This window comes from Streptomyces sp. A2-16, from assembly GCF_018128905.1.
Taxonomy (GTDB): Bacteria; Actinomycetota; Actinomycetes; order Streptomycetales; family Streptomycetaceae; genus Streptomyces.
Genome location: NZ_CP063808.1, coordinates 7,491,037 through 7,516,896 on the forward strand (window position 1 = coordinate 7,491,037; position 25,860 = coordinate 7,516,896).

The 25,860-nt window shown below is 70.6% G+C and carries 22 protein-coding genes; 4 read left to right on the forward strand and 18 right to left on the reverse strand.

Features of this window, described 5'->3' with window-relative positions; translation table 11 throughout:
* Positions 1 to 127: 127 nt before the first annotated feature.
* The 16 genes from IOD14_RS33705 to rsmH all read right to left on the reverse strand — a co-directional run bounded on the left by IOD14_RS33705 (position 128) and on the right by rsmH (position 18,073).
* A complete protein-coding gene (locus IOD14_RS33705) occupies positions 128 to 1,309 on the reverse strand; it encodes a DivIVA domain-containing protein (RefSeq protein WP_123988591.1) in 1,182 nt (393 codons plus the stop codon).
* Between the two features lie 52 nt (positions 1,310 to 1,361).
* On the reverse strand, positions 1,362 to 1,652 hold the full coding sequence (locus IOD14_RS33710; RefSeq protein ID WP_053847334.1) for a YggT family protein: 291 nt from the start codon (positions 1,650 to 1,652) through the stop codon (positions 1,362 to 1,364).
* A gap of 50 nt (positions 1,653 to 1,702) precedes the next feature.
* Positions 1,703 to 2,344 (reverse strand): cell division protein SepF, encoded by a 642-nt coding sequence (gene sepF / locus IOD14_RS33715; protein WP_007381413.1) that lies wholly within the window; start codon positions 2,342 to 2,344, stop codon positions 1,703 to 1,705.
* Positions 2,345 to 2,473: 129 nt separating this feature from the next.
* Positions 2,474 to 3,193 (reverse strand): YggS family pyridoxal phosphate-dependent enzyme, encoded by a 720-nt coding sequence (locus IOD14_RS33720; RefSeq protein WP_123988592.1) that lies wholly within the window; start codon positions 3,191 to 3,193, stop codon positions 2,474 to 2,476.
* A gap of 6 nt (positions 3,194 to 3,199) precedes the next feature.
* Positions 3,200 to 3,928 (reverse strand): peptidoglycan editing factor PgeF, encoded by a 729-nt coding sequence (gene pgeF / locus IOD14_RS33725; RefSeq protein ID WP_212672314.1) that lies wholly within the window; start codon positions 3,926 to 3,928, stop codon positions 3,200 to 3,202.
* Entirely contained in the window at positions 3,925 to 5,121 is a 1,197-nt protein-coding gene (gene ftsZ, locus IOD14_RS33730) for a cell division protein FtsZ (RefSeq protein WP_123988594.1), read from the reverse strand. Before ftsZ ends, pgeF begins: the two co-directional genes overlap by 4 nt.
* Before the next feature lie 287 nt (positions 5,122 to 5,408).
* Complete coding sequence (ftsQ, locus tag IOD14_RS33735) at positions 5,409 to 6,203, reverse strand: cell division protein FtsQ (RefSeq protein WP_212672315.1); 795 nt, start codon at positions 6,201 to 6,203, stop codon at positions 5,409 to 5,411.
* A 19-nt stretch (positions 6,204 to 6,222) separates the two neighbouring features.
* Complete coding sequence (murG, locus tag IOD14_RS33740) at positions 6,223 to 7,317, reverse strand: undecaprenyldiphospho-muramoylpentapeptide beta-N-acetylglucosaminyltransferase (RefSeq protein WP_123988596.1); 1,095 nt, start codon at positions 7,315 to 7,317, stop codon at positions 6,223 to 6,225.
* A gap of 6 nt (positions 7,318 to 7,323) precedes the next feature.
* Positions 7,324 to 8,685 (reverse strand): putative lipid II flippase FtsW, encoded by a 1,362-nt coding sequence (gene ftsW / locus IOD14_RS33745; RefSeq protein WP_123988597.1) that lies wholly within the window; start codon positions 8,683 to 8,685, stop codon positions 7,324 to 7,326.
* A gap of 136 nt (positions 8,686 to 8,821) precedes the next feature.
* Positions 8,822 to 10,264, reverse strand: a complete 1,443-nt coding sequence (gene murD, locus IOD14_RS33750; RefSeq protein ID WP_249126122.1) for a UDP-N-acetylmuramoyl-L-alanine--D-glutamate ligase — start codon at positions 10,262 to 10,264, stop codon at positions 8,822 to 8,824.
* Positions 10,246 to 11,319 (reverse strand): phospho-N-acetylmuramoyl-pentapeptide-transferase, encoded by a 1,074-nt coding sequence (gene mraY, locus IOD14_RS33755; protein ID WP_123988598.1) that lies wholly within the window; start codon positions 11,317 to 11,319, stop codon positions 10,246 to 10,248. Before mraY ends, murD begins: the two co-directional genes overlap by 19 nt.
* Positions 11,316 to 12,725, reverse strand: a complete 1,410-nt coding sequence (murF, locus tag IOD14_RS33760) for a UDP-N-acetylmuramoyl-tripeptide--D-alanyl-D-alanine ligase (protein WP_212672316.1) — start codon at positions 12,723 to 12,725, stop codon at positions 11,316 to 11,318. Before murF ends, mraY begins: the two co-directional genes overlap by 4 nt.
* Positions 12,726 to 12,729: 4 nt before the next feature.
* Positions 12,730 to 14,259 carry a UDP-N-acetylmuramoyl-L-alanyl-D-glutamate--2,6-diaminopimelate ligase gene (locus IOD14_RS33765; protein ID WP_212672317.1) on the reverse strand — a complete coding sequence of 510 codons (1,530 nt, stop codon included), beginning with the start codon at positions 14,257 to 14,259 and terminating at the stop codon, positions 12,730 to 12,732.
* A gap of 232 nt (positions 14,260 to 14,491) precedes the next feature.
* Positions 14,492 to 16,468 (reverse strand): penicillin-binding protein 2, encoded by a 1,977-nt coding sequence (locus tag IOD14_RS33770; RefSeq protein WP_282959530.1) that lies wholly within the window; start codon positions 16,466 to 16,468, stop codon positions 14,492 to 14,494.
* A 5-nt stretch (positions 16,469 to 16,473) separates the two neighbouring features.
* Entirely contained in the window at positions 16,474 to 17,058 is a 585-nt protein-coding gene (locus IOD14_RS33775; protein WP_212672319.1) for a hypothetical protein, read from the reverse strand.
* 58 nt (positions 17,059 to 17,116) lie between these two features.
* The gene (gene rsmH, locus IOD14_RS33780) at positions 17,117 to 18,073 is read right to left on the reverse strand and encodes a 16S rRNA (cytosine(1402)-N(4))-methyltransferase RsmH (RefSeq protein ID WP_123988603.1); all 957 of its coding nucleotides are present in this window, start codon (positions 18,071 to 18,073) and stop codon (positions 17,117 to 17,119) included.
* A gap of 434 nt (positions 18,074 to 18,507) precedes the next feature.
* Between rsmH and IOD14_RS33785 the strand changes: the two genes are divergently transcribed.
* From IOD14_RS33785 to IOD14_RS33800, 4 genes are all read left to right on the forward strand, one after another.
* Positions 18,508 to 19,050: a carbonic anhydrase gene (locus tag IOD14_RS33785; RefSeq protein WP_249126123.1), complete on the forward strand. Its 543-nt coding sequence runs from the start codon at positions 18,508 to 18,510 to the stop codon at positions 19,048 to 19,050.
* Positions 19,051 to 19,300: 250 nt separating this feature from the next.
* Positions 19,301 to 20,335: a MoxR family ATPase gene (locus IOD14_RS33790; RefSeq protein ID WP_212672321.1), complete on the forward strand. Its 1,035-nt coding sequence runs from the start codon at positions 19,301 to 19,303 to the stop codon at positions 20,333 to 20,335.
* Positions 20,335 to 21,702, forward strand: a complete 1,368-nt coding sequence (locus IOD14_RS33795) for a DUF58 domain-containing protein (RefSeq protein ID WP_123988605.1) — start codon at positions 20,335 to 20,337, stop codon at positions 21,700 to 21,702. The genes IOD14_RS33790 and IOD14_RS33795 overlap by 1 nt, the downstream gene beginning before the upstream one ends.
* Positions 21,702 to 24,110: a DUF3488 and transglutaminase-like domain-containing protein gene (locus IOD14_RS33800; RefSeq protein WP_212673448.1), complete on the forward strand. Its 2,409-nt coding sequence runs from the start codon at positions 21,702 to 21,704 to the stop codon at positions 24,108 to 24,110. Before IOD14_RS33795 ends, IOD14_RS33800 begins: the two co-directional genes overlap by 1 nt.
* A gap of 194 nt (positions 24,111 to 24,304) precedes the next feature.
* On the opposite strand, the gene IOD14_RS33805 is transcribed toward IOD14_RS33800, so the two are convergent.
* Together IOD14_RS33805 and IOD14_RS33810 are read right to left on the reverse strand one after the other, a co-directional pair.
* Positions 24,305 to 24,700, reverse strand: a complete 396-nt coding sequence (locus IOD14_RS33805; protein ID WP_053846972.1) for a DUF3040 domain-containing protein — start codon at positions 24,698 to 24,700, stop codon at positions 24,305 to 24,307.
* Positions 24,701 to 24,977: 277 nt separating this feature from the next.
* The gene (locus tag IOD14_RS33810; RefSeq protein WP_123988606.1) at positions 24,978 to 25,748 is read right to left on the reverse strand and encodes a methyltransferase; all 771 of its coding nucleotides are present in this window, start codon (positions 25,746 to 25,748) and stop codon (positions 24,978 to 24,980) included.
* Positions 25,749 to 25,860: the final 112 nt, after the last annotated feature.

Here is a 25,860-nt window from a genome sequence, read left to right on the forward strand (position 1 = left end):
TGCGAGGACCGGGCCTTCTTCATGTCCGCGACACCGTGATCAACACGCGTAAAAGGGCGGGACCCCGGATGAAAAATCCGGGGTCCCGCCCTGAACGCTGCCGACGCCTAAGGCGTACTAGAGGCCGTCAGTTGTCGTCCTCGTCGATCAGGAAGCCACGCATCGGCGACGGAGCCTGCCCCATCGGGCCGGGGCCCTGCGGCCGTACCGGCGCCATCGGCTGGGTCATCGCGGGCGACATCTGCTGCTGGCCGCCGTAGGACGGAGCGGCCGGCGAAGGACCGCCGCCCATGCCGCCGGGGTTGCCACCGTACGACGGGGCGCTCGCACCGGCCGGAGCCATGGAAGGCGCCGGCGACGGCGGCAGCGACGCGGCCGCCGGAGTGCGCGGCGGAGCCAGCGAGTCGTCGGCCTGGGTCTCCAGCTGGCGCAGCTGCGACTCGAGGTACGACTTCAGACGCGTGCGGTACTCGCGCTCGAAGCCGCGCAGGTCCTCGACCTTGCGCTCCAGCGTGGCGCGGGCGGACTCCAGGGAGCCCATCGCGACGCGGTGCTTCTCCTGCGCGTCCCGCTCCAGGGCGTCGGCCTTGGCACGGGCATCACGCTCGAGACCCTCGGCACGCGAACGCGCCTCGCCGACGATCTTGTTGGCCTCGGAACGGGCCTCGGCGATCGCCTGGTCGGCGGTCTGCTGGGCCAGCGAGAGGACTCGGGCGGCGCTGTCGCCACCGGGGCCCTGACCGGGGCCGCCCATCGGACCGCCCATGGGGCCGCCCATCGGGCCACCCATCTGCTGCTGCATGGGCGGCTGACCGCCCATGGTGCCCTGACCCATCGGACCCTGGCCCATCGGACCCTGACCCATGGGGCCCTGGCCCATCGGACCGGGACCCTGCGGGCCCCCCTGGCCGCCGCTGGGACCGGCAGGCAGCTGCGGCGCACCGCTCGGCAGCTGGGGCGGGCCACCCATGGGGCCACCCATCTGCTGCTGCGGCGGACCGGATATGCCGGCCGGCACAGGGCCGCCGGGACCGGGCCCGCGCATGCCCTGCTGCGGCATTCCCTGTCCGGGCATGCCGCCCTGCTGCTGGTCCTGCTCCGGGGGCTTGCGCATGTTCTGCTGGTTCTGGGCAGCAGCACGCGTCGCCGCGGCCAGTTTGGCGCGCAGGTCCTCGTTCTCGCGCAGCAGGCGCGTCAGTTCGGCTTCGACCTCGTCGAGGAAGGCATCGACCTCGTCCTCGTCATAGCCTTCTCGGAGGCGGACGGTCGTGAACTGCTTGTTCCGCACGTCCTCGGGGGTCAACGGCATCTCTTCACCTCAACGTAGTCATCGGCAGTCGGCAAGACCGTATCGTCCACAGTCACCTCGCCAGGTTTCCCATGATGGAGATGAGGATGTAGACGATGATCATCAGCACGAAGAAGGACAGGTCGAGCGCCACGCCCCCGAGACGCAGCGGCGGGATGAACCGCCGCAGAAGCTTCAACGGTGGATCGGTGACAGTGTAGGTGGCCTCCAGAACGACCACCATCGCCTTGCCGGGTTGCCACGAGCGGGCGAACTGGAAGACGTAGTCCATGACCAACCGGAAGATGAGCACGATGAGGAACACCATCAGCGCGATGTAGATCACCTGCGCGAACACGCTCATGGTCTTTCTTTCCCTCTCCCCTGTTCCGTACTTCGTTCCGGTTGTGCTTCTCAGCTCTGGTTGAAGAACCCGCCCTCTGCGATGCGGGCCTTGTCCTCCGCCGTGACATCGACGTTAGCAGGCGACAACAGGAACACCTTCTGCGTCACCCGCTCGATGCTGCCGTGAAGACCAAACACCAAACCGGCCGCAAAGTCGACAAGTCGCTTGGCGTCTGTGTCATCCATCTCAGTCAGATTCATGATCACCGGGGTGCCCTCACGGAAGTGTTCCCCGATGGTACGGGCCTCGTTGTAGGTCCGGGGGTGAAGTGTGGTGATCCGGTAAGGCTCTCGTTCCGACACGACCTTGGGCATGATCACCGGTGCGTTCTTCTCCAGGCTTGCGCGCTCTTGTGTGATGGATGCCACGGGCGCGATGCGCGCGGGACGCACCGATTCCGCGGCGAGCGAAGAGGATCGGGGTACCGGGTCGCGCGGTACCGAGGACTGCACAACTCTGACCGATTCGTCCCTTTCAGGCTGAAGTGCCTGATGTGACTGGTGAGACGGCTCATGCCGTCGGCGGTCCCGCTCGGGCTCCGGGTCGAGTTCCGGTTCGAAGTCGTCGTCGGGGTCGAAACCGCGGCCGTCGTACCCATCGTCCTCCACGAGGCCGAGGTAGACCGCCATCTTGCGCATCGCGCCGGCCATTCTCTGAGTCCTCCGCTCTGTGGTGGATCGGCTGACGACTGCCAAGTGCCCGCGATCCACGAGGTCGTTATGACCGCCTCTCGGCGGTAATGACCATATTTTCTGCTGTGGTCCGACTTCTTGGCGACGTTACCCGAGCCTGGGGCGGACTCCGAGTACCGCGGTGCCGACGCGCACATGTGTCGCCCCTGCCGCCACGGCCTGTTCGAGGTCCGCACTCATCCCTGCCGAGACCATGTTCGCAGCCGGATGGGCTCTGCGCAGGTCGGTCGACAAATCCATCAACCGCTCGAACGCCGCCTGTTCGCGTCCCGCGTACTCCCCGGTCAGCGGAGCGACGGTCATCAGCCCGTCGAGCCGCAACCCCGGAGCCCGGGCCACGAGCTCGGCCAACTCCCCGATCCCGCCCGGTGCCACGCCACCCCGCTCCCCTCGCTCGCTCGAACCGGCGTCGAGAGCGACCTGGATCAGGCAGCCCACCTCGCGCTCGGCCTTCACGGCCTCCTTGGACAGGGCCGTCACCAACTTCGAACGATCGACGGACTGCACGAGATCCGCGTAACCCACAACAGATCGCACCTTGTTGGTCTGCAACTGACCAACGAAATGCCAAGTAAGGGGCAAATCCGAACATTCGGCGGCTTTGGGCGCCGCGTCCTGGTCCTTGTTCTCGGCGACATGACGCACACCGAGCTCGGCGAGCATCCGTACATCGCTCGCGGGATAGGTCTTGGTGACCACGATGAGGGTCACCTCCTCCCGTGCCCGCCCGGCGGCCGCGCACGCAGCGGCGATGCGCTCCTCCACCTTCGCCAGATTCGCGGCGAGTTCGTCCTTACGGTCCGTCATGCCCCATCAGTCCAGCCAGACATATCCCGCGAGTCGCCCCGTGGTGCGATCGCGGCGGTACGAGAAATGGTCGCCGGACTCCAGCGTGCACACCGGCGACTGCCGCCGGTCGCGCACCCCGAGCCGGTCGAGCTGCGCGTGCACTCCGGCGGTCACGTCGACCGCGGGAGTGCCCCAGCTCGTCTCGGCGTGCGCCGCGGGTTCGACGGCGGCGACGTCGGCGCGCATCTCCTCGGGCACTTCGTAGCAGCTGCCGCAGACGGCGGGCCCGGTGCGGGCGACGATCCGGGCCGGGTCGGCGCCGAGTTCGGTCATCGCGCGTAGCGCGGCCGGGACGACTCCGGCGACCATGCCGGGCCGGCCCGCGTGGGCCGCCGCGACGATCCCGGCGACCGGGTCCGCGAGCAGCACCGGGGTGCAGTCGGCGGTGAGGACGGCGAGGGCGAGGCCGCGTTCGGCGGTGACGACCGCGTCGACCCGGGGCACCGGATTCTCGCCCCAGGGCTCCGAGACCACCACGGCGTCCGCTCCGTGCACCTGGTTCATCCAGACCACCCGGGCAGGGTCGAGCCCGAGGGACTTGGCGGCCAGTTCGCGGTTGGTCCGCACGGCCTCGGGGTCGTCGCCGACCGCCCCGCCGAGGTTGAGCTCCTCATACGGAGCGGCGCTCACCCCGCTCCACCGGTCGGTGAAGGCGAAGTGCGCGCCGCTCACGCTCTCGCGCTGTCCTATCACTTCAGGAAGTCCGGCACGTCCAGCTCCTCGGCCGCGCTGTCGGAGTAGCTCCGCGACGGCGGGACCGGCGGGGCGACCGGCAGGTCGGCGGTCGGCTCGGGAACCGGCTCCGGGTCCTCCTTCGGCGTGACGCTGCCGAGCGAGCCGAAGGAGGGACGGCTCTCGGTCTGCCGTACCGGAGTGGGCTCCTCGCGACGGGCCGAGGAGGAGGACGAGCCCATGACGGTCTCGCGACGGGTCGGCGGCTGGCCGCCGTCGAAGCCGGCGGCGATCACGGTGACACGGACCTCGTCGCCGAGGGCGTCGTCGATGACCGCGCCGAAGATGATGTTGGCCTCGGGGTGGGCGGCCTCGCTGACCAGCTGGGCGGCTTCGTTGATCTCGAACAGGCCGAGGTCGGAGCCACCGGAGATGGAGAGCAGCACACCTCGGGCGCCGTCGATGGACGCCTCCAGGAGCGGCGAGGAGATCGCCATCTCGGCGGCGGCCACCGCGCGGTCGTCGCCGCGGGCCGAGCCGATGCCCATGAGCGCCGAACCGGCCTCGGACATGACCGACTTGACGTCGGCGAAGTCGAGGTTGATCAGACCGGGCGTGGTGATGAGGTCGGTGATGCCCTGGACACCGGAGAGCAGGACCTGGTCGGCCGACTTGAAGGCGTCGAGGACCGAGACCTGGCGGTCCGAGATGGACAGCAGTCGGTCGTTGGGGATGACGATGAGGGTGTCGACCTCTTCGCGGAGTTCCGCGATGCCGTCCTCGGCCTGGTTGGCGCGACGGCGGCCCTCGAAGGTGAAGGGGCGGGTGACCACGCCGATGGTGAGGGCGCCCAGCGAGCGGGCGATGTTGGCCACGACGGGTGCGCCACCGGTGCCGGTGCCGCCGCCCTCTCCGGCCGTCACGAAGACCATGTCGGCCCCCTTGAGGACCTCCTCGATCTCCTCGCGGTGGTCCTCGGCGGCCTTGCGGCCGACGGCCGGGTTGGCGCCGGCGCCGAGTCCGCGGGTGAGTTCGCGGCCGACGTCGAGTTTGACGTCGGCGTCGCTCATCAACAGCGCCTGCGCGTCGGTGTTGATGGCGATGAACTCGACGCCCTTGAGACCGACCTCGATCATCCGGTTGATGGCATTGACACCACCGCCGCCGACACCGATGACTTTGATGACTGCGAGGTAGTTCTGCGGTGCTGCCACGTCGAAGGCCTCTCGCCTCGAGTTACGTGTCGTCGGGCCAACGAAGCACTGCTGCCTCGTGATCCGCCGACTGATGCCGAATGGGACGGTCCGTAGCGCCGACCCGAACCCTAACGCTGAAGTTTAGGGTTACCAGTGTGTCTGTTCCCTGGAGTCTTCTGAACAGGACACTAAGTCGACAAGTGGCGCACGTTCAACGAACACGCCGAACCTCCCGTTTTTCTTTTCACCCTATGTGATCAGCCGTAGCGGTGCCCAACCAGGGTGCTGGCCTGCGCTGATGTGCGTCAACTCCCCGATGACGCAGGGGCGGTGGGAACGCTGACGTCGAAGTACCGAGCATCGGGGGTGGCTTTCATGAGAGCGGTGAGCGTACGGGCCTTCTCGGCACCCTTCTCGCCACTCCCCCAGGCGACGGTACGGCCGCCTCTCAACTCCAGCGAGATGTCGTCGTACGAACGCACCTTGACGGAACGGGTCGCGCGGGCGACGGAGGCCGGAATGTCACCCGCCACCCGCACGGCTTCGCGCACGAGCCGGGCCTCGCCGAAACGGCGCAGGCTCGCGGCCCGGGAGTCGGGCCGGGAGAGCGACAATTCCAGTGCGGGCACGCCTTTCGGGGCCTCGGAAACCGTGGCGAATCGGACACCTTCATCGTCCACTTCGACAAAGTTTCGGCCCTTTTGGACAAGCAGAACCGGAGTACGCTCAGTCACTTTCAGCCCGATTCCATGGGGCCAGGATCGACTGACATCAACCGAGTCAATTCGGGGCAATTTCCGGAGCAGTCGTGCCTCGATCGCGTCGGTGTCGACGGAAATCAGCGGCGATCCGACCGGGACGTCGGCGGCCTCGCGAACCTGCTCGGGAGTCAGCACCCCGGTCCCCGAGACCGACACGCGTTCGACGCGGAGCCACTGGGAGCCGTACAACAGCCAGACGGCGCCCGCGGAAAGAAGCACGAGCGTCACGGCGAGAATGATGATCGTACGAAGCCGACGCACCCTCAACCGCCGGGCGGGAGGCGGGCCGGACGACTCCTGCTGGCGTTCACCGCGCTCGGCGGTCGTCGATCCGGCCACGCGCACTCCCTCTTCCTGGCTACTGGCGTCGGTGCGAGGCGATCGCCTCGTACACCATGCCGACCAGCAGGTCGTCGGCGTCCCGGCGGCCGAACTCGGCGGCGGCGCGGGACATCTCGTACAGCCGGTGCGGGTCGGCGAGCACGGGCAGTACGTTCGCCCGTACCCAGTCGGGCGTCAGTTCCGCGTCGTCGACCAGCAGTCCACCGCCGGCCTTGACCACCGGCTGGGCGTTCAGCCGCTGTTCGCCGTTGCCGATGGGCAGCGGGACATAGGCGGCCGGAAGCCCGACGGCGGAGAGTTCGGCGACGGTCATCGCGCCCGCGCGGCAGAGCATCATGTCGGCCGCGGCGTACGCGAGGTCCATCCGGTCCAGGTAACTTACCGGGATGTAGGGGGGCATTCCCGGCATCTGCTGTACGTGCGGCAGTTCGTTCTTCGGGCCGACCGCGTGCAGGATCTGGATCCCGGCCTGCTGGAGCCAGGGCGCGACCTGCTGGACGACCTCGTTGAGGCGCCGGGCGCCCTGCGAGCCGCCGGAGACCAGCAGGGTCGGCAGGTTGGGGTCGAGGCCGAACATGTGCCGGGCCTCGGGACGGGCGGCGGCCCGGTCCAGGGTGGCGATGGTGTGGCGCAGCGGGATGCCGATGTAGCGGGCGCCCCGCAGCTTGCTGTCCGGCGTGGCGACGGCGACCTGGGCGGCGTAGCGGGAGCCGATCTTGTTGGCGAGGCCGGGGCGGGCGTTGGCCTCGTGGATCACGATCGGCACCCCGAGCCGCTTGGCCGCGAGGTAGCCGGGCAGGGCCACATAGCCGCCGAAGCCGACGACCGCGTCGGCCTTGGTGCGCTCCAGGATCTGCTCGGTGGCCTTGATCGTGCCGCGCAGCCGGCCCGGGACGGTGATCAGCTCGGGGGTGGGCTTACGGGGCAGCGGGACGGCCGGGATGAGCGCGAGCTCGTAGCCGCGCTGCGGGACGAGCTTGGTCTCCAGGCCCCGTTCCGTGCCCAGGGCCGTGATCCCCACGGTCGGGTCCTGCCTGCGCAGGGCGTCCGCGAGGGCGAGCGCGGGCTCGATGTGGCCGGCGGTCCCCCCACCGGCGAGTACGACATGCACCGAAATTCACCGCTCTCCGGACGAACGCGCCGATGGGGCGCGCCGTCGCATCGTGTTCCATCTCCGAGGCCCCCGTGCCGGCACGGCGCCTCCCGCCCGCTTTCTACCAAAGCGGGGTTGCCGCATCGAAAGCGCCGCCCGCGCGGCGGGATCGTCACGCGCGAACGCGATCAGCAGCCCGACGGCGAACATGGTCGGCAGCAGGGCGGACCCTCCGTAGGAGAACAGCGGGAGCGGGACACCGGCGATCGGCAGCAGGCCGAGCACCGCACCGATGTTGATCACCGCCTGAGCGGTGATCCAGGTGGTCACACCTCCCGCGGCATACCTCACGAAGGGGTCCTCCGTGCGTCCGGCCACGCGGATACCCGCATAGCCTAGAGCCGCGAAGAGAGCGAGTACCGACAGCGTCCCCGCGAGGCCCAGTTCCTCACCGGTGACGGCGAAGATGAAGTCGGTGTGGGCTTCGGGTAGTTGGCCCCATTTTTCCACACTCGCACCGAGCCCGGAGCCGAAGATTCCGCCAGAAGCGAGGGCGTAGATGCCGTGCACTGCCTGCCAGCAGTCGGCGCCGCCGGACTTGGGCTCGGTGGCGCCGATGCAGGCGAGCCGGGCCATGCGGTTGGGGCTGGTCTTGATGAGGACGAACCCGATGAACGCGGCGACCGACAGCACCCCGACGAACAGCCGGGTCGGCGCCCCCGCCAGCCACAGCAGGCCGAACAGGATCGCGGTGAGAATGATCGCCGTACCCATGTCGCCGCCGAGCATGATCAGTCCGAGCAACAGGAAGGCGACCGGGACGAGCGGCACCAGCATGTGCTTCCACTGGGTCAGCAGCTTCTTGTCCTGCTTGCGGGCGAGCAGGTCGGCCGCCCACAGCACGAGCGCGAGCTTGCCGAACTCGCTGGGCTGGATCTGGAAGGAGCCGCCGAGCGAGATCCAGTTCTGGTTGCCGTTGACCGACATCCCTATCCCCGGCACCTGCACCAGGGCCATCAGGAAGACGGCGCCCGCCAGGATCGGGTAGGCGAGCGCCCGGTGCAGCTTGACCGGCATCCGGGAGGCGATCAGCAGCAGGACGGCGCCGATGACTGCGGCCAGGAACTGCTTGCGGAAGAAGAAGGATCCCGGCAACGACATCTGCAGGGCCGTGATCTGGGAGGCCGAGTAGACCATCACCAGTCCGAGCACGGTGATAAGCAGGCTGCCGCCGAGGATCAGGTAGTAGGCGGTCAGCGGGCGGTCCCAGGCTTTGTGAGCACGCAAGTAGAACCGCAGCAGGGGGTTCTCGCGTGCAGGCTTGGGGCTCGCAGGGCGCCTCACAGCCCGCTGGCTGGGCGGCCGCCCAGTCCGACTAGTGGACACGCTTCACCACCAACCCCTCAAGGGCGCGGGGAACTGCGCGACCAGCCCCCACGACCCGCAGCCGACGAACCGACCACATTCGAGTCACGCGCCCTCCAAGGATCCCGAAAGCGCCCGCCTCGGCCGTGACCCGCCGTCAGGCGCCCGCGCCGGCGAGTCCGCGAACCGCCTCCGCGAACGCTTCCCCGCGCTTGTTGTAGTTGGCGAACATGTCCATCGACGCACAGGCCGGCGCCAACAACACGGTGTCGCCTGCGACGGCGAGACGCGAAGCCTCCCGGACAGCCGCGAGCATCGCCCCAGTGTCGGTCCGGTCGAGGTCCACCACGGGTACTTCCGGGGCGTGTCGCGCGAGGGCTTCCCGGATCAGGGCGCGGTCCTGACCGATGAGCACGACACCGCGAAGTCGCTTTGCCGACTTGGTGACCAGCTCGTCGAAGGTCGCACCCTTGGCGAGCCCGCCCGCGATCCACACGATCGACTCGTAGGCCGCCAACGAGGCTTCTGCCGCGTGGGTGTTGGTGGCCTTGGAGTCGTCGACATAGGCGACCGAGTCGACATCGGCCACGTGGGCGATGCGGTGCGCGTCCGGGGTGAAGTCGCGCAGCCCGTCCCGTACGGCCCTAGCGGGCACCCCGAAAGCGCGTGCGAGGGCCGCCGCGGCAAGGGCGTTGGCGATGTTGTGCGGGGCCGGCGGGTTCACGTCGGAGACCTCGGCGAGCTCCTGGGCGTTCTTGTGCCGGTCCTCCACGAAGGCCCGGTCGACCAGGATGCCCTCGACGACACCGAGTTGGGACGGCCCGGGGGTGCCGAGGGTGAAGCCGATCGCCCGGCATCCCTCCTCGACGTCCGCCTCGCGCACCAGGTCCTCGGTGGCCTTGTCGGCGACGTTGTAGACGCAGGCGACTCTGTTGCCCTCGTAGACCCGGCCCTTGTCGGCGGCGTACGCCTCCATGGAGCCGTGCCAGTCGAGATGGTCGGGGGCGAGATTGAGCACGGCGGCGGAGTGGGCGCGCAGGGAGGGCGCCCAGTGGAGCTGATAGCTCGACAACTCCACGGCGAGCACGTCGTACTGCTCGTCGCCGAGCACCGCGTCCAGCAGGGAGACGCCGATGTTGCCGACGGCGGCCGTGCGCAGCCCTGCGGCCCTCAGGATCGACGCCAGCATCTGGGTGGTGGTCGTCTTGCCGTTGGTGCCCGTGATCGCGAGCCAGGGGGCCGCGTCGGGGCCGCGGAGCCGCCAGGCGAGCTCCACGTCGCCCCAGATCTCCAGGCCAGCCGCACGGGCCGCGGTGAAGAGCGGCTTGTCCGGCTTCCAGCCGGGCGCGGTGACCACGAGCTCGGTGCCCTCGGGCAGGGTCGCGCCGTCGCCGAGGCGCACGGTGATCCCGAGCGCCTCCAACTCCGCGGCCTGCTCACGCGCGCGTGCGTCGTCGCCGTCGTTGACGACCGTGACGTGCGCCCCGCGCGCGTGCAGCGCCTTGGCCGCCGGGATGCCGGAGACACCGAGTCCGGCGACGGTGACGTGCTTCCCCTGCCAGTCGAGGTGCTCCGAGGAGGTCACTTTTCTGCTGCCCATCCCGCGTAGAAGAGACCCAGGCCGACGATCACGCAGATGCCCTGGATGATCCAGAAACGGACCACCACGAGGACTTCGGACCAGCCTTTGAGTTCGAAGTGGTGCTGGAGCGGTGCCATGCGGAACACGCGTTTGCCGGTGAGCCGGAAGGAACCGACCTGGATGACCACCGACATGGTGATGAGGACGAACAGACCGCCCATGATGGCGACCAGGAGCTCGGTGCGGGAGCAGATGGCGAGGCCGGTGAGGACACCGCCGAGGGCGAGCGAACCGGTGTCGCCCATGAAGATCTTGGCCGGCGAGGTGTTCCACCACAGGAAGCCCAGGCAGGCACCCATCAGCGCGGAGGCGATCACCGCGAGGTCGAGCGGATCGCGCACCTCGTAGCAGGCGTTGGGGTTGGTCAGGGTCTGCGCGTTGGCGCAGGACTCCTGGAACTGCCAGACGCCGATGAAGGTGTAGGCACCGAAGACGAGCACGGAGGCGCCGGTGGCGAGGCCGTCCAGACCGTCGGTGAGGTTCACGCCGTTCGACATCGCGAGGATCATGAACAGCGCCCAGACCACGAACAGGATCGGGCCGATCTTCCAGCCGAAGTCGGTGATGAACGACAGCCGCGTCGAGGCCGGGGTGTTGTTGTGGGAGTCCGGGAACATCAGCGCGAGCACCGCGAAGCTGATGCCGACGATCAGCTGCCCCGCCATCTTCGCCTTGGCCCGCAGACCCAGCGAACGCCGCTTGACGATCTTGATGTAGTCGTCCAGGAAGCCGACCAGGCCCATGCCGCACATCAGGCCGAGCACCAGCAGGCCCGAGTAGGTGGGCGGGTAACCGGTGATGATCTTGGACAGGAAGTAGGCGGCGACGGTCGCCAGGATGAAGGCGATACCACCCATGGTGGGCGTACCGCGCTTGCTGGCGTGCTCGCGCGGGCCGTCGTCGCGGATGTACTGGCCGTAACCCTTGCGCGCGAGCAGCTTGATCAGCAGCGGGGTGCCGACCAGGGTCAGAAACAGGCCGATGACTCCTGAGAACAGGATCTGCTTCATCATCGGGCGGCAACCTCACCCTCGGCGTCGAGCAGCGCCTGGGCGACGCTCTCCAGGCCGACCGACCGGGACGCCTTCACGAGGACGACGTCTCCCGGGCGCAACTCACTGCGCAGCAGGTCGACCGCCGCCTGTGCGTCGGACACGTGCACCGACTCCTCACCCCACGAACCCTCGTTATATGCGCCCAGTTGCAGCCAGGACGCTTCCCTGCCCCCGACCGCGACGAGCTTGCCGACATTGAGCCGGACGGCGAGCCGTCCGACCGCGTCGTGCTCGGCGAGCGCCTCGTCCCCGAGCTCGGCCATCTTGCCGAGCACCGCCCAGGTCCGCCGCCCCTTGCCCATCGCCGCGAGCGCGCGCAGAGCGGCTCGCATGGACTCGGGGTTCGCGTTGTAGGCGTCGTTGACGATGGTCACGCCGTCCGGGCGCTCGGTGACCTCCATACGCCAGCGGGAGAGGGAGCCCGCCTCGGAGAGCGCGGTGGCGATCTCACTTGCGGACATGCCCAGCTCATGGGCGACGGCGGCCGCGGCGAGCGCGTTCGACACGTGGTGCTCACCGTACAGGCGCATGGTCACTTCGCTTGCACCGGAGGGTGTGCGAAGACTGAAGGCGGGCTGTCCGGTGTCCGTGAGTCGCACGTTCTCGGCGCGTACGTCCGCTTCGCCGGACTCTCCGAAAAGGATCACCTTCGCCTTCGTACGGGAGGCCATGGCCCGTACGAGAGGATCGTCGGCGTTGAGAATCGCGGTGCCGCCCTCGCTCTCCGGCGGGAGGGCCTCCACCAGCTCGCCCTTGGCCTGCGCGATCTGCTCGCGGCCGCCGAACTCGCCGATGTGGGCGGTGCCGACGTTCAGGACGAGGCCGATCCTCGGGGGCGTCAGATCCGTGAGGTAGCTGATGTGCCCGATCCCGCGGGCGCCCATCTCCAGGACGAGGAACCGGGTCTCCTCGGTGGCGGTGAGCGCGGTGAGCGGCAGCCCGATCTCGTTGTTGAGCGAGCCCGGTGTGAACACCGTCGGCGCCTTGCGCCGGAGCACCTGGGCGATCAGGTCCTTGGTGCTGGTCTTGCCGGCCGAGCCGGTGAGGGCGACCAGGGTCGCGCCGAGCCGTCGTACGACATGACGCGCGAGGGCGCCGAGAGCCGTCTGGACGTCCTCGACGACGATCGCGGGCACGCCGACGGGGCGCTGGGCCAGCACGGCCACCGCACCCGCCCGGACGGCCTGGTCGGCGTAGTCGTGGCCGTCGACGCGCTCCCCCACGAAGGCGGCGAACAGGCTGCCGTCCTTCACCTGCCGGGAGTCGATGACGACGGGCCCGTGCACCTGCACCGACGGATCCGGTATGTCATGCGTCTGCCCGCCGACGACTGAGGCGATCTCGGCGAGAGAGAGGGCGATCACAAGTTCATCCCTGGGTCTTCTGGATGGCTTCTCGAAGCACCTGGCGGTCGTCGAAGGGACGGACCACCCCGGCGATGTCCTGGCCCTGCTCGTGGCCCTTCCCGGCGACCAGTACGGTGTCGCCCGGCCGCGCGCGGGCGACGGCTGCGGCGATCGCGGCGGCCCGGTCCTCGAAGACCTGGACCTCGCCGCGCTCGTGTGCTGGTACGGACGCCGCGCCCTCGAGCATGGTTGCAAGGATCGCGAGCGGGTCCTCGGAGCGGGGGTTGTCGGAGGTCAGTACGGCGGTGTCGGCGAGGCGGGCCGCGGCCGCGCCCATCGGTCCGCGCTTGGTCCTGTCGCGGTCGCCCCCGCAGCCGAGCACGATGTGCAACCGGCCCTCGGTGACCTTGCGGAGCGCCTTGAGCACCGACTCGACGGCGTCCGTCTTGTGGGCGTAGTCCACCACCGCGAGGTAGGGCTGCCCGACGTCCACGCGCTCCAGGCGGCCCGGTACGCCCGGCACCGCGGCGACGCCCTCTGCGGCGGTCTGCGGGTCGAGGCCGGCCGCGGCCAGGGCGACGATCGCGGCGAGGGAGTTCGCCACGTTGAAGGGGCCCGCGAGCGGGGACCTGGCGGCGATCCGCTCGCCCTTGGGGCCGATCACGGTGAACGTCGAGTCCATGGGCCCGACTTCGACGTCCTCGGCGCGCCAGTCGGCGTCGGGGTGGCCCTCGGCGGAGAAGGTGACGACCGGGACCGTGGCTTCCTTGACGAGCCTGCGGCCGTACTCGTCGTCGAGGTTGACGACGCCGAGACGGCTGCGTTTCGGCGTGAAGAGCTGCGCCTTGGCCTGGAAGTAGTCCTCCATGTCGGAGTGGAACTCCATGTGCTCCGGGCTGAGGTTGGTGAAGACCCCGATGTCGAAGACACAGCCGTCGACCCGGCCGAGGACCAGGGCGTGGCTGGAGACCTCCATGGCGACCGCTTCGACACCGCGCTCGCGCATGACCGCGAACAGGGCCTGGAGGTCGGTGGCCTCGGGCGTGGTGCGCTCGGACTTGATGCGCTCGTCACCGATGCGCATCTCGACGGTGCCGATCAGGCCGGTGGACCTGAGCCCCTTGAGACCGCCCTCGACGAGGTAGGCGGTGGTGGTCTTGCCGGAGGTGCCGGTGATCCCGATCTGGAGCAGGTCGCGGCCGGGGTGGCCGTAGATCGTGGCGGCCAGTGCGCCCATGCGCGCGCGTGGGTCCTCGACGACCAGCACCGGGAGCCCGGTCGCGGCGGCACGCTCGGCGCCCGTCGGGTCGGTCAGCACCGCGACCGCGCCGAGGCCGAGAGCCTGGGTGACGAAGTCGGCACCGTGCAGACGGGCCCCGGGGAGGGCGGCGTACAGGTCGCCCGGGCGGACGGCGCGCGAGTCATGGGTGATGCCCGTGACCTCGACCGTCTCCTGCGCGGGGTCCGGTGCGGCGGCACCCAGCTGATCGGCGAGCTCCGCGAGGGGTGTTGCGGAGACCCGGACCGGCCGGGGCGGTCCCGGATATGTCACGGGTGCGCCCTTCTGGGTGGTTTGGGACTGATCAGCGTGTGGCACGGCGGTGAGCGTACCGGGCGCACCCGCCTCGGAGCGAAGTGAGGGGCGGGGCGCGCCCTGGTTCCCGGAATCGGAGGTGATCGTCGTCACGAGGTGGTTCCTGGTGGCCTTTCCGAGGTGCTGATGACGTGCTGATGAGGTACGGCCGACGTGCCGAGCGGGCCGGCGGGTGCCGGCACCGTGCAGGTCAGGGCGTGTAGGTGACGGGCAGCTTCGCGGCCTTCGCCCCCGTGGGCGGGATCTGCAGGGTCTTCAGGGCGAACTCCATGACCTTCTTGTAGACGGGTCCGCAGATCTGGCCGCCGAAGTAGCTGCCGCTGGTGGCGTTCTGGATGGCGCAGTAGACGGTGATCCGCGGCTTGTCGGCGGGCGCGAAGCCGGCGAACGACGAGGTGTAGCCCTTGTACCTGCCGGTGGCCGGATCCACGCGGTTGGCCGTGCCCGTCTTGCCCGCGACCCGGTAGCCGGGGATGCGGGCCTTGGTGCCGGTGCCCTCCTGGTCGTCCACGACGGACTCCAGCATCTGGGCCAGGGTCTTGGCCGTCTTCGCGCTGACGACCCTTGTCTCCTTGGGCTTGGCGACGGGTGTGAAGCGTCCGTCGGGCCCCTTGGTGCCGCGCACGAGCGTGGGTTCGACGCGGACACCGCCGTTGGCGATCGTCGAGTAGACGGACGCGGCCTGCATCGCGTTGAGGGAGACGCCCTGGCCGAAAGGAATCGTGTACTGCTGTGAGGTCGACCAGTCGGCGGGCTTGGCGAGGATGCCCGGGGTCTCGCCCGGGAAGTCCAGCCCGCTGTAGCGGCCGAGGCCGAACTTGCGCAGGTAGGAGTAGAGGACCTGGTTGGCCTGCGCCTGGGTCTTGCCGAGCTGGCCGGTCGCCAGGATGGTGCCGATGTTCGAGGACTTGGCGAGCACGCCGTTGAGCGTGAGGTACCAGGTCTCGTGGTCGATGTCGTCCTTGAAGAGCCGGTCGCCGCGGTGCAGCCGGTTGGGCACGATCACATGCGTGAGCGGGGTGGCGACGCCCTGTTCCAGTACTGCGGCCATCGACATGACCTTGGCGGTGGAACCGGGCTCGTAGGCGTCCTGGAGGGCCGCGTTGCCCATGTTCACGGAGCTCGCCTTGGACAGGTCGTTCGGGTCGAAGCCCGGTGAGTTGGCCATGGCGAGGACCTGGCCGGTCCGCGTGTCCTGCACTATCACGTACCCGCGGTCCGCCTTGGACTCCTTCACCTGGTCGGTGATGGCCTGCTGGGCGGCCCACTGGATGTCGCGGTCGATGGTGAGCTCGACGTCGCTGCCGGGCACCGCGGGCGTCTCGGTGGAGCCCACGGTGGGCACCTGACGGCCGCCGGACTGGGCGTAGCGCACCTTGCCGTCCTTGCCGGCCAGCAGGGAGTTCAGCTGCTGCTCGACCCCGCCGCCGCCCTTGCCGTCGGCGTTGACCCAGCCCAGTATCCCGGCGGCGAGGTCGCCGTTCGGGTACACGCGCTTGGTCGTCGGCACGGACAGGACGCCCGCGAGGACGTTGGCCGTGCCCGGGTCGGTCTCGCTCTTGGTGGCGAGCGCGGACCTCAGGTCCTTGATCTGCTTCCAGACCTGCGGGGTCTGCCGGTTGGCGAGCAGGACGTAGCGCAGCTTCTTGTCCTTGGGCCGCAGCTTCTTGACGATCGTCTCCTGCTCCTGCCCCAGGATCGGGGCGAGCAGGGCGGCGGCCTGCTCGGGACCGTCGTCGATCTTCAGCTGCTTGCGGGTGAACAGCGTCGGGTCGGCCGTGATGTCGTACGCGTCCTCGCTGGTCGCGAGGGCCACCCCGTCCCGGTCGGTGATCCCGCCGCGCTCGGCGGCGAGCGTGTAGCCGACGTACCTGTTCCGCTCGGCCTTGGCGGCGTACGTGCTCGCGTCCACCGCCTGCACCTGGAGCAGTCGTACGACGAAGGCGGCCAGCACCAGGGTCAGCGCGAGGCCGACCAGGCGCAGCCGGGGGCGGGGACTGCCCAGGCGGATGGTCTTGGGGGCCGTGCCGCGGGGGGCCGCGGGGCGGCGGGCGGGGCGGGCGCCGGGGCCCGGGCGCGGTCGGCCGACGGGGCGGCCGGAGCGCTCGGGGCGGGCGGGTCCGGGCACGCGGCGGCGCGGCGGTTGCCTGCCGAAGTCGTCAGACACTTCCGTCACCTGCCGGGAGTCGGGGTCGGGGTCGGGGAGAGCGGGATGTCCGAGGGGGCGGTCCCGGGCGCCGGTACGACGGTCTGTGCCGGGGCGCTGCTCACCGCCGCAGTGGTGCCGGCCGCCGGGGCGGTGCTGGCCGTCGGCGTCGGGACGGCGCCGCTGTCGAACGCCTCGGGCGCGAGGACGAGCGGCATCCGCAAGGAGGCCTGCTCGGCGGCGGAGGCGGGGGACGGGACGCCCTTGACGGTGCCGTCGGGGTCCAGGAAGGCCGGGTCGCCGCCGGGCACCATGCCGAGTTCACGGGCCCGGCGCACCAGGGCGTCGGGCGCGGAGTAGGCGTCGATGTCCCGCTGCAGAGCCTGTTGTTCGTCGGTGAGGCTCTTCGTGTCCTTCTGGAGGTCGGTGAGCTTGAACGACCCCTCGCTCAGCGCGGAGTTCAGCACCAGCAGCCCGATGAGGCCGCCGCCGAGGAGGAGCACCACGAGGAGCACGAAGGGCGTGCGGGCCGCCTGTCCGGGGCTCGCCGTGCCGGGGAGGAGACGCGCGAGACGAGCGGCCCTCCCCCTCAGTTCGGGTTTCCTGCTCACGCACCCTCCCGTGAGTCCGGTTTCCCAACCCACTTACGCGGCTCTCGCGGCTCACGCATCATTCGATGGACTCCCTGATTCGCTCGGCGCCCCTGCAACGCGCCGGTGCGGCCCGCCGGTTCTCGGCGATCTCTTCCTCGGTGGGAAGTTCGGCACCGCGCGTGAGCAGCTTGAGCCGGGGCTGGTAGCGCTCGGGCACGACGGGCAGTCCGGGCGGGGCCGTGGTGGCGGCGCCGGCCGCGAAGACCTGCTTGACCAGCCGGTCCTCCAGCGAGTGGTACGACAGCACGGCGATCCGGCCGCCCACGGCGAGTGCCTCGACCGCGGCCGGGATCGCCCGCTCCAGGACCGAGAGTTCGCCGTTGACCTCGATGCGCAGGGCCTGGAAGGTGCGCTTGGCCGGGTTGCCGCCGGTGCGCTTGGCGGCCTGCGGCAGGGAGTCGCGGATCAGCTCGACGAGCCGCGCGCTGTTCGTGAACGGCTCCTTGTCGCGCTCGCGCACGATCGCGGCGACGATCCGCTTGGCCTGCTTCTCCTCGCCGTACGCCCTGAGGATCCGGACGAGTTCGCCCGGCGGGTAGGTGTTCAGGACCTCGGCGGCGCTGATGCCGGTCGTCTGGTCCATGCGCATGTCGAGCGGGGCGTCCTGGGCGTAGGCGAAGCCGCGGTCTGCCTCGTCGAGCTGCATGGAGGAGACCCCGAGGTCGAACAGGACGCCCTGCACGCGCGCGATGCCGAGCCGGTCGAGCACCTCCGGGAGCTCGTCGTAGACCGCGTGGACGAGGGTGGCGCGCTCACCGAAGGGCGCGAGCCGCTCGCCCGACAGGCGCAGGGCCTCCTTGTCGCGGTCGAGGGCGACGAGCCTGGCCTCGGGGAACCGCTGGAGCAGGGCCTCGCTGTGACCGCCGAGCCCGAGCGTGCAGTCGACCACCACCGACCCGGGCCGCTCGAGCGCGGGGGCCAACAGGTCCAGGCACCGCTGGAGCATCACCGGGACGTGTCGACTCTGGCTCAAGGGGCCCTCTCAGGTCCGGCGCGGGCCGTACGCACCGCCGGGCTCCCGCCCTTCCCCAGCTTCGCTGGAGGCCCCGAGGGGGAGGCCTGCCGGCGCCGGAAGCGTCAGCCGACCGGGAGCGGGAGGAGGCCGAGCCGTACGTACGCGCCGCGCACGTGGGAAGATCTCCGGAAAATCGCCGGGGTCTCCGGGGAAAGTCCAGCAGGGAGGCCTCGCCTCCCGCTTCGCGTCACTTTAGTCCACGGTGTCTCGCGGTCAATCAACCGGCCTGCGCGTCGCGCACCGGCGCGGACCCGATGCTGGGAATGGGCGGAAAACACCCGTTCGGGTGCACCCGATCCCCTTGTGGGGTACCTCACACAGAGGACGTGATGACGCTCTTTTTCCCTTCTCACGACAGGACCGCGACGGCGGTGACCAGTACCGTCATGGTTATGACGACTTCCGCATCCGTTCCCACCGAAGGCGCCATATCCCCCGGCGGCGGGGTGACCGACCGCCTGGTCGACGCAAACGAGCGGTACGCCGCCGCGTTCACCGACCCCGGGATGGACGCCCGCCCCGTCCTGCACGTCGCCGTCGTGGCCTGCATGGACGCCCGCCTCGACCTGCACGCCGCGCTCGGCCTGGAACTCGGCGACTGCCACACCATCCGCAACGCGGGCGGCGTGGTCACCGACGACGTGATCCGCTCCCTCACCATCAGCCAGCGCAAACTCGGCACCCGCAGCATCGTGCTCATCCACCACACGGGCTGCGGCCTGGAGGCGATCACCGAGGACTTCCGCACCGAGCTGGAGATGGAGGTCGGCCAGCGCCCGGCATGGGCCGTGGAGGCCTTCCGGGACGTCGACCAGGACGTACGCCAGTCCATGCAGCGGGTGCGCACCTCGCCGTTCCTGCTGCACACCGACGACGTGCGCGGCTTCGTGTTCGACGTGAAGACGGGCCTGCTGCGCGAGATCGACCCGGCCTGAGACCGGTGCAGCACACTGCCGTAGCTGTCGTTTCGCTGTTGATTTCGGCCCTCAGGGTGCCCAAAACACCGTAAGACCCGACATAGTGCAGCCAGTTGTCCACAGTCGAGTGACACGAATCGGTAACGGCAGCAAGAATGCGGGTGTGGCGTCGCGCGGAACTTTTCACGCGTGGTGTCCGTGATTCGGGGTGGGCCGGTTACGCATCACAGAGCGTCGGCCCGGAAAGTTTCGGGCCGAGGAGGGCCGGGTGACCACCTATGACGATCGAGCGAGCCTCACTGATCTGACCGCCGTTGTCGAGCGGGTACGCAGTTCGGTGGAGGGCGTGATCGAGGGGAAGCCCGAGGTCGTACGGCTTTCGCTGACCGTGCTGCTCGCCGAGGGACATCTTCTGATCGAGGATGTCCCCGGCGTCGGCAAGACCATGCTGGCCAAGGCGCTGGCGCGGTCCATCGACTGCTCGGTGCGCCGTATCCAGTTCACGCCCGACCTGCTGCCCTCGGACATCACGGGCGTGTCCATCTGGGACCAGCAGCGCCGGGACTTCGAGTTCAAACCGGGCGCGATCTTCGCCCAGATCGTGATCGGCGACGAGATCAACCGCGCCTCGCCGAAGACGCAGTCCGCACTCCTGGAGTCGATGGAGGAGCGCCAGGTCACCATCGACGGACAGACCTACGAGCTGCCCAGCCCCTTCATGGTGGTCGCCACGCAGAACCCCGTCGAGATGGAGGGCACCTACCCGCTGCCCGAGGCCCAGCGCGACCGTTTCATGGCCCGGGTCTCGGTCGGCTACCCCAGCGCGGAGGCCGAGCTGCAGATGCTCGACATCCACGGCGGGGTGAGCCCGCTGGAGGACCTCCAGCCGGTGGCGCACGCCCACGACATCGTGAAGCTCATCGAGGCCGTCCGCGGCGTCCATGTCGCCGAAACGGTCCGGCGGTACGCCGTCGACCTGGTCGCCGCCACCCGCACCCACCCCGACCTCAGACTCGGCGCCTCCCCGCGCGCGACGCTGCACCTGCTGCGCGCCGCCAAGGCCTCCGCCGCCCTCAGCGGGCGCGAGTTCGCGCTCCCGGACGACATCCAGGCGCTCGCGGTGGCCGTCCTCGCCCACCGTCTGCTGCCCACCGCCCAGGCCCAGCTGAACCGGCGCACCGCCGAGCAGGTCGTGCAGGAGATCCTCCAGCGCACCCCGGTCCCCGCCACGCCCCAGCAGGGCGGTCTCGGGATCGGCCGGACCGCGCCCGCGTATCCGCAGCAGCCGCCGCGGAGCCTGTGATGTCCACCGGGGTGCCCTCGGCCGGCGGCCCCGAGCCCGACCGGGGCGACAAGGGCGGTGTCCGCACGGCACTGGCCGGTCTGACCACCCGGGGCCGCTCCTTCTTCGCCGCCGGCATCGCCGCGGCCATCTGCGCGTACGTCCTGGGCCAGAGCGACCTGCTCCGGGTCGGCCTGCTCCTCGCCGTGCTGCCCCTGGTGTGCGCCACCGTGCTCTACCGCACCCGCTACCGGGTCGCGGGCAGCCGCCGGCTCTCCCCCGCGCGCGTGCCCGCCGGCAGCGAGGCCCGCGTGCATCTGCGGATGGACAACGTCTCGCGCCTGCCCACCGGCCTGCTGATGCTCCAGGACCGGGTCCCCTACGTCCTCGGCCCGCGCCCCCGCTTCGTGCTCGACCGCGTCGAGCCGGGCGGCCGCCGCGAGGTCTCCTACCGCGTCCGCTCCGACCTGCGCGGCCGCTATCCGCTGGGCCCGCTCCAGCTGCGCCTGACCGACCCGTTCGGGATGTGCGAGCTGACCCGGTCCTTCTCCTCGTACGACACCCTGACCGTGATCCCGCGCGTGGAGGCGCTGCCGCCGGTGCGGCTGAGCGGCGAGGCCAAGGGGTACGGCGACGGACGGCAGCGCTCGCTCGCCCTGGCCGGCGAGGACGACGTGATCCCGCGCGGCTACCGCTACGGCGACGACCTGCGCCGGGTGCACTGGCGCTCCACCGCCCGCTACGGCGAGCTGATGGTGCGCCGCGAGGAACAGCCCCAGCGCGCCCGCTGCACGGTGCTGCTGGACACCCGGGGCCTCGCCTTCGCGGGCGCGGGCCCCGACTCGGCCTTCGAGTGGGCCGTCTCGGGCGCCGCCTCCGTCCTGGTCCACATGCTCGAGCGGGGCTTCTCCGTCCGGCTGCTGACCGACACCGGCAACTCCGTGCCCGGTGAGGGCGCCGACGGCTTCGCGGGCGCCAGCCAGGGGACCGCGGACGCGGCCGGACTGATGATGGACACGCTCGCGGTGATCGACCACTCCGACGGCACGGGCCTGTCGCGCGCGTACGACGTGCTGCGCAGCGGCAACGAAGGGCTGCTGGTGGCGTTCTTCGGCGACCTGGACGAGGAGCAGGCCACCGTGGTCGCCAAGATGCGCCAGCGCAGCGGGGGCGCGCTCGCCTTCGTGCTCGACAGCGAGAGCTGGGTGCGGGAACCGACCGATGTTCCCGGGCCGTTGCAGGAGCGCGAGGAGCGGTTGCGGATGCTGCGCGAGGCGGGCTGGACGGCACTGGGCGTGCCCCGGGGCGCCTCGCTGGAGGAGCTGTGGCGTCTCGCGGACCGCGAGCGCTCGGGCGTCGGTGCGGCCGGCGCCGGGGAGGGATCATGATGAGCGGGCGGGGACGACTGGCGCTGTGCGCGTGGGCGGCCACGCTGATGGCCGCCTGCGCCCTGCTGCCGCTGGTCGAGCCGGTCACGTGGATCGTGCAGGCCGCGTTCCTGCTCGGGGTGCAGACGGTCACGGGCGCGGTGGCGCGGCGGATCCCGCTGGCCCGTCCGCTGACGGTCGCGGCCCAGGCGCTCGTCACGCTGGCCATGCTCACCTTGATCTTCGCCCGTGACCATGCCTTCCTGGGCCTGATCCCCGGTCCGGGCGCCTTCGTGCATTTCGGGGACCTGCTCCAGCAGGGCGGCGACGACATCGCGCGGTACGCGATTCCGGCGCCGCTGGAGTCCGACGGCATCAAGCTGATGGTCTTCGGCGGTGTCCTGGTCGTCGGGCTCATGGTGGACACCCTCGCGGTGACCTTCCGGAGCGCGGCCCCGGCGGGGCTGCCCCTGCTCGCGCTGTACTCCGTCGCCGCGGGGCTGTCGGAAGGCCACGGCGACTGGCTCTGGTTCCTGGTCGCCGCGATCGGCTATCTGCTGCTGCTCCTGGCCGAGGGGCGCGACCGGCTCTCCCAGTGGGGCCGTGTCTTCGGCGGGGCGCCACGCTCCCCGGGCATCGACTCCGGGCCGGTGGCGCCGGTGCGCACCGGCCGGCGGATCGGCGTGGCGAGCCTCGGTATCGCCCTCGTGGTGTCGGCCGTCCTGCCCTCGATGAACGGCGGCCTCCTGGACGCCACCGGGGCGGGCGTGGGGGCCGGGAACGGCAACGGCGGCACGATCTCCGCGGTGAACCCGCTCCTCTCGCTGCGCGACAGCCTGAACGTGGACGAGGACCGCCAGGTCCTGTCCGTGCGCACCGGGAGCAACGACATCTCCAACCTGTATCTGCGGATCGTCTCCCTGGACGACTTCGACGGCCGGACCTGGAAGCCGTCCAAGCGGTCCATCGGCGCCGTGCCGAAGGACTTCCCCACCCCGATCGGCCTGGGCTCCGACGTCAAGCGCACGGAGGTCGAGACGACCATCTCGGCGGCGAACTGGTACGAGCAGAGCTATCTGCCCATGCCCTACCCGCCCAGCGGCGTCCAGGTCCGCGGCAACTGGCGCTACGAGCCCGAGGGCATGGCGCTGGTCGGCGACCACGGGCAGAACACGCGCGGGCTGACGTACGACGTGAAGAGCCTGGACGTGGAGCCGACGGCCGAGCAGCTCGCCGCCGCGCCGGCCCCGCCCCCGGCCCTCGAGCGCGACTACACCGAGCTGCCCGACTCGCTGCCGGCGGTGGTGGCCAAGACCGCCCGCGAGGTCACCGCGGGCGCGAAGAACCCCTATGAGCAGGCGGTCGCGCTCCAGGACTACTTCGCGGTGACCGGCGGCTTCGAGTACGACACCCAGGTGCAGGTCGGCGACGGGCCCAACGCGATCGCCAACTTCCTGCGGGACAAGCAGGGCTTCTGCGTCCACTTCTCCTTCGCCATGGCGGCGATGGCCCGCTCCCTGGGCATTCCGGCCCGGGTCGCGGTGGGCTTCGCGCCCGGCACCCCGCAGGCGGACGGCACGGTGTCGGTGGGGCTGAAGGACGCCCACGCCTGGCCCGAGCTGTACTTCGAGGGAGTGGGCTGGACCCGCTTCGAGCCCACCCCGACCCGGGGCACGGTCCCCTCGTACACCATCCCCGAGGTGGGCGGCAGCGTGGACCCCGGCGTGGCGCGGCCGTCCGCGGGGTCGTCCACGGCGCCGTCGGCCTCGGCCTCGGCGAGCGACAGCTGCTCGCCCCAGTTGCGGAAGCTGGAGGCGTGCGACAGCGCGTCCCCGGCGGCCGCGGCGGCCCAGGACGGTGGCGGCCCCTGGTGGGCCGTGCAGGGCCAGTGGTGGTACCTCAAGCTGCTGTTCTGGACGCTCCTCGGGCTGGTCGTGCTGTCGGTGCCCCTGATGCCGATGCTGTGGCGGCTGCGGACCCGTTCGGTACGGCTGGGCGCGCACGGCCGCAGTGACGCGGACGCCGCCGCGTACACCCTGGCGGCCTGGCAGGAGCTGACCGATACCGCGTGGGACTTCGGGATCGCGCCGGACGACTCGCAGACGCCACGCAAGGCGGCGGCGCGGATCGTACGGCTCGGCCATCTCGAACCGACGGCGGCCGCCTCGGTGCACCGGGTGGCGGACGCCGTGGAGCAGGTGCTCTACGCCCCGCACCCGCGGCCGACGGCCGGCCTGGCCCAGGACGTCCTCCGGGTGATCGGCGGACTGCGCGAATCGGTCAGCCGGGGCACGCGGGCGCGGGCACTGATCGCCCCGCGTTCCACCGCACGGGTGGTGTGGACGCTCTCGGAGTGGTGGGCCGGGACGAGGACACGCGTGGCGGGGGTCCGGCCGACGCTGCGCAAACCGTCCGGTCAGGAAGGCTGAAAAGCGCCGCCCCGCGGGCGGAACAGCACTGGTGGCCCGGGCCACTGTGCTGCGAGGGGTGAGGTGCCCTGCGGAGACGGGCGGGCGAGGCCGCAGGACATGAGCCTGCGTCCGCAGGACGTGCGTGAGGGGGCGAGCACCCGACCGGGTGCTCGCCCCCTCAGAACATCTGTGGGAGCTGTCGGGCGGGTCGGCTACTGGCCGCCCTGCTCGTCGCGGCGCTTCTGCCAGCGCTGCTCGATCCGGTCCATCATCGAGCGCTTCTGACGTCCCTGGCGACGGGCGTGCGGGGCGCCTGCGGCGGGCTGCTCGCCCGGCTTGGGGGCCTTGCGCCAGCCGGTCACGGCGAGCACCGCGCATCCCAGCATGACGAGGAAGCCCACCACGCTGAGCCACACCTGCTTGGCGACCATACCGGCCATGAGGAGCGCGATACCCACGAGGAAGCCGGCGACCGCCTGGTAGACCCGCCGCCGGGTGTACGTACGCAGCCCGCTTCCCTCGAGCGCCGACGCGAACTTGGGATCTTCGGCGTACAGCGCTCGCTCCATCTGCTCGAGCATGCGCTGCTCGTGCTCCGAGAGCGGCACGGAGTCCTCCTCATCGTGCAGTCGCCGGGGCGACTCGGGGGGTCCCTTCAGGATAGGCAGGGAATCGCCCCCGTGAAACCCGCCCCTCTGCGCCAATTGGCCAACCGGATTCCGCCATGAACGCTCCGGCTGCTGAATCTTGTCATTCCCCAGCGGCCGTCCCGTCATGCCGGGCGGTCTCCCTCGATCATACGGCGCTGAGGGCGCGATCGGGGGGCCTGTGGCGTACTCCATGTGCCATCAAGTACCTGATCAGCAGTACGGCACACGGGGCGGCTCAGGCCTCGGCGGCCTCCCGCGTCTCACCGAGCACGTGAAGCTGTGTGGCAACGGAGTGGAAGGCGGGGAGCTCGGCCGCCGCCTCCTCCAGCTTGAGCAGGGCTTCCAGGGCGCCGGGCTCGGTGTCCACGAGCACGCCGGGGACGAGGTCGGCGAAGACCCGTACACCGTGCACGGCGCCCACGGTCAGGCCCGCGCCCTCGACGAGCGCGGTGAGCTGGTCGGTGGTGAAGCGGCGCGGCACGGGGTCGCCGTCGCCCCAGCGGCCGTCCGGGTCGCCGAGCGCCTGCCGGGCCTCCTTGAAGTGGCCGGCCAGGGCCCGGGCGAGCACGGCGCCGCCGAGACCGGCAGCGAGCAGGCTGAGGACGCCCTCGGGGCGCAGGGCGGCCACCACGTTGCGCACGCCCTCGGCGGGGTCGTCCACGTACTCCAGGACTCCGTGGCACAGCACCACGTCGTAGCCTCCGCGCTCGGCCACGTCGAAGAGGCCGTGGGCGTCTCCCTGGACACCCCGCACCCGGTCGGCGACGCCGGCCTCGGCGGCGCGGCGCTCCAGGGCGAACAGCGCGTTGGGGCTGGGGTCGACGACGGTGACCTGGTGGCCGAGTCGGGCCACGGGCACCGCGAAGTTGCCGCTGCCGCCCCCGGTGTCGAGGACGTCCAGCGCCTGGCGTCCCGTGGCCTTGACCCGGCGGTCGAGGGCGTCCTGGAGGACCTCCCAGACCACGGCGGTACGGAGGGAGGCGCGGGGTCGCAGCGGGTCCGACACGGCAGTTGACTCCTCGGCGCGGAGGGGAAGGCTTCAGGCGCTCTCCACCCTATTGCCTCCGGTACCCCACCTGGTCACTCCGGGTGCCGTGCCCGGCGGCTCGTCTCGTACG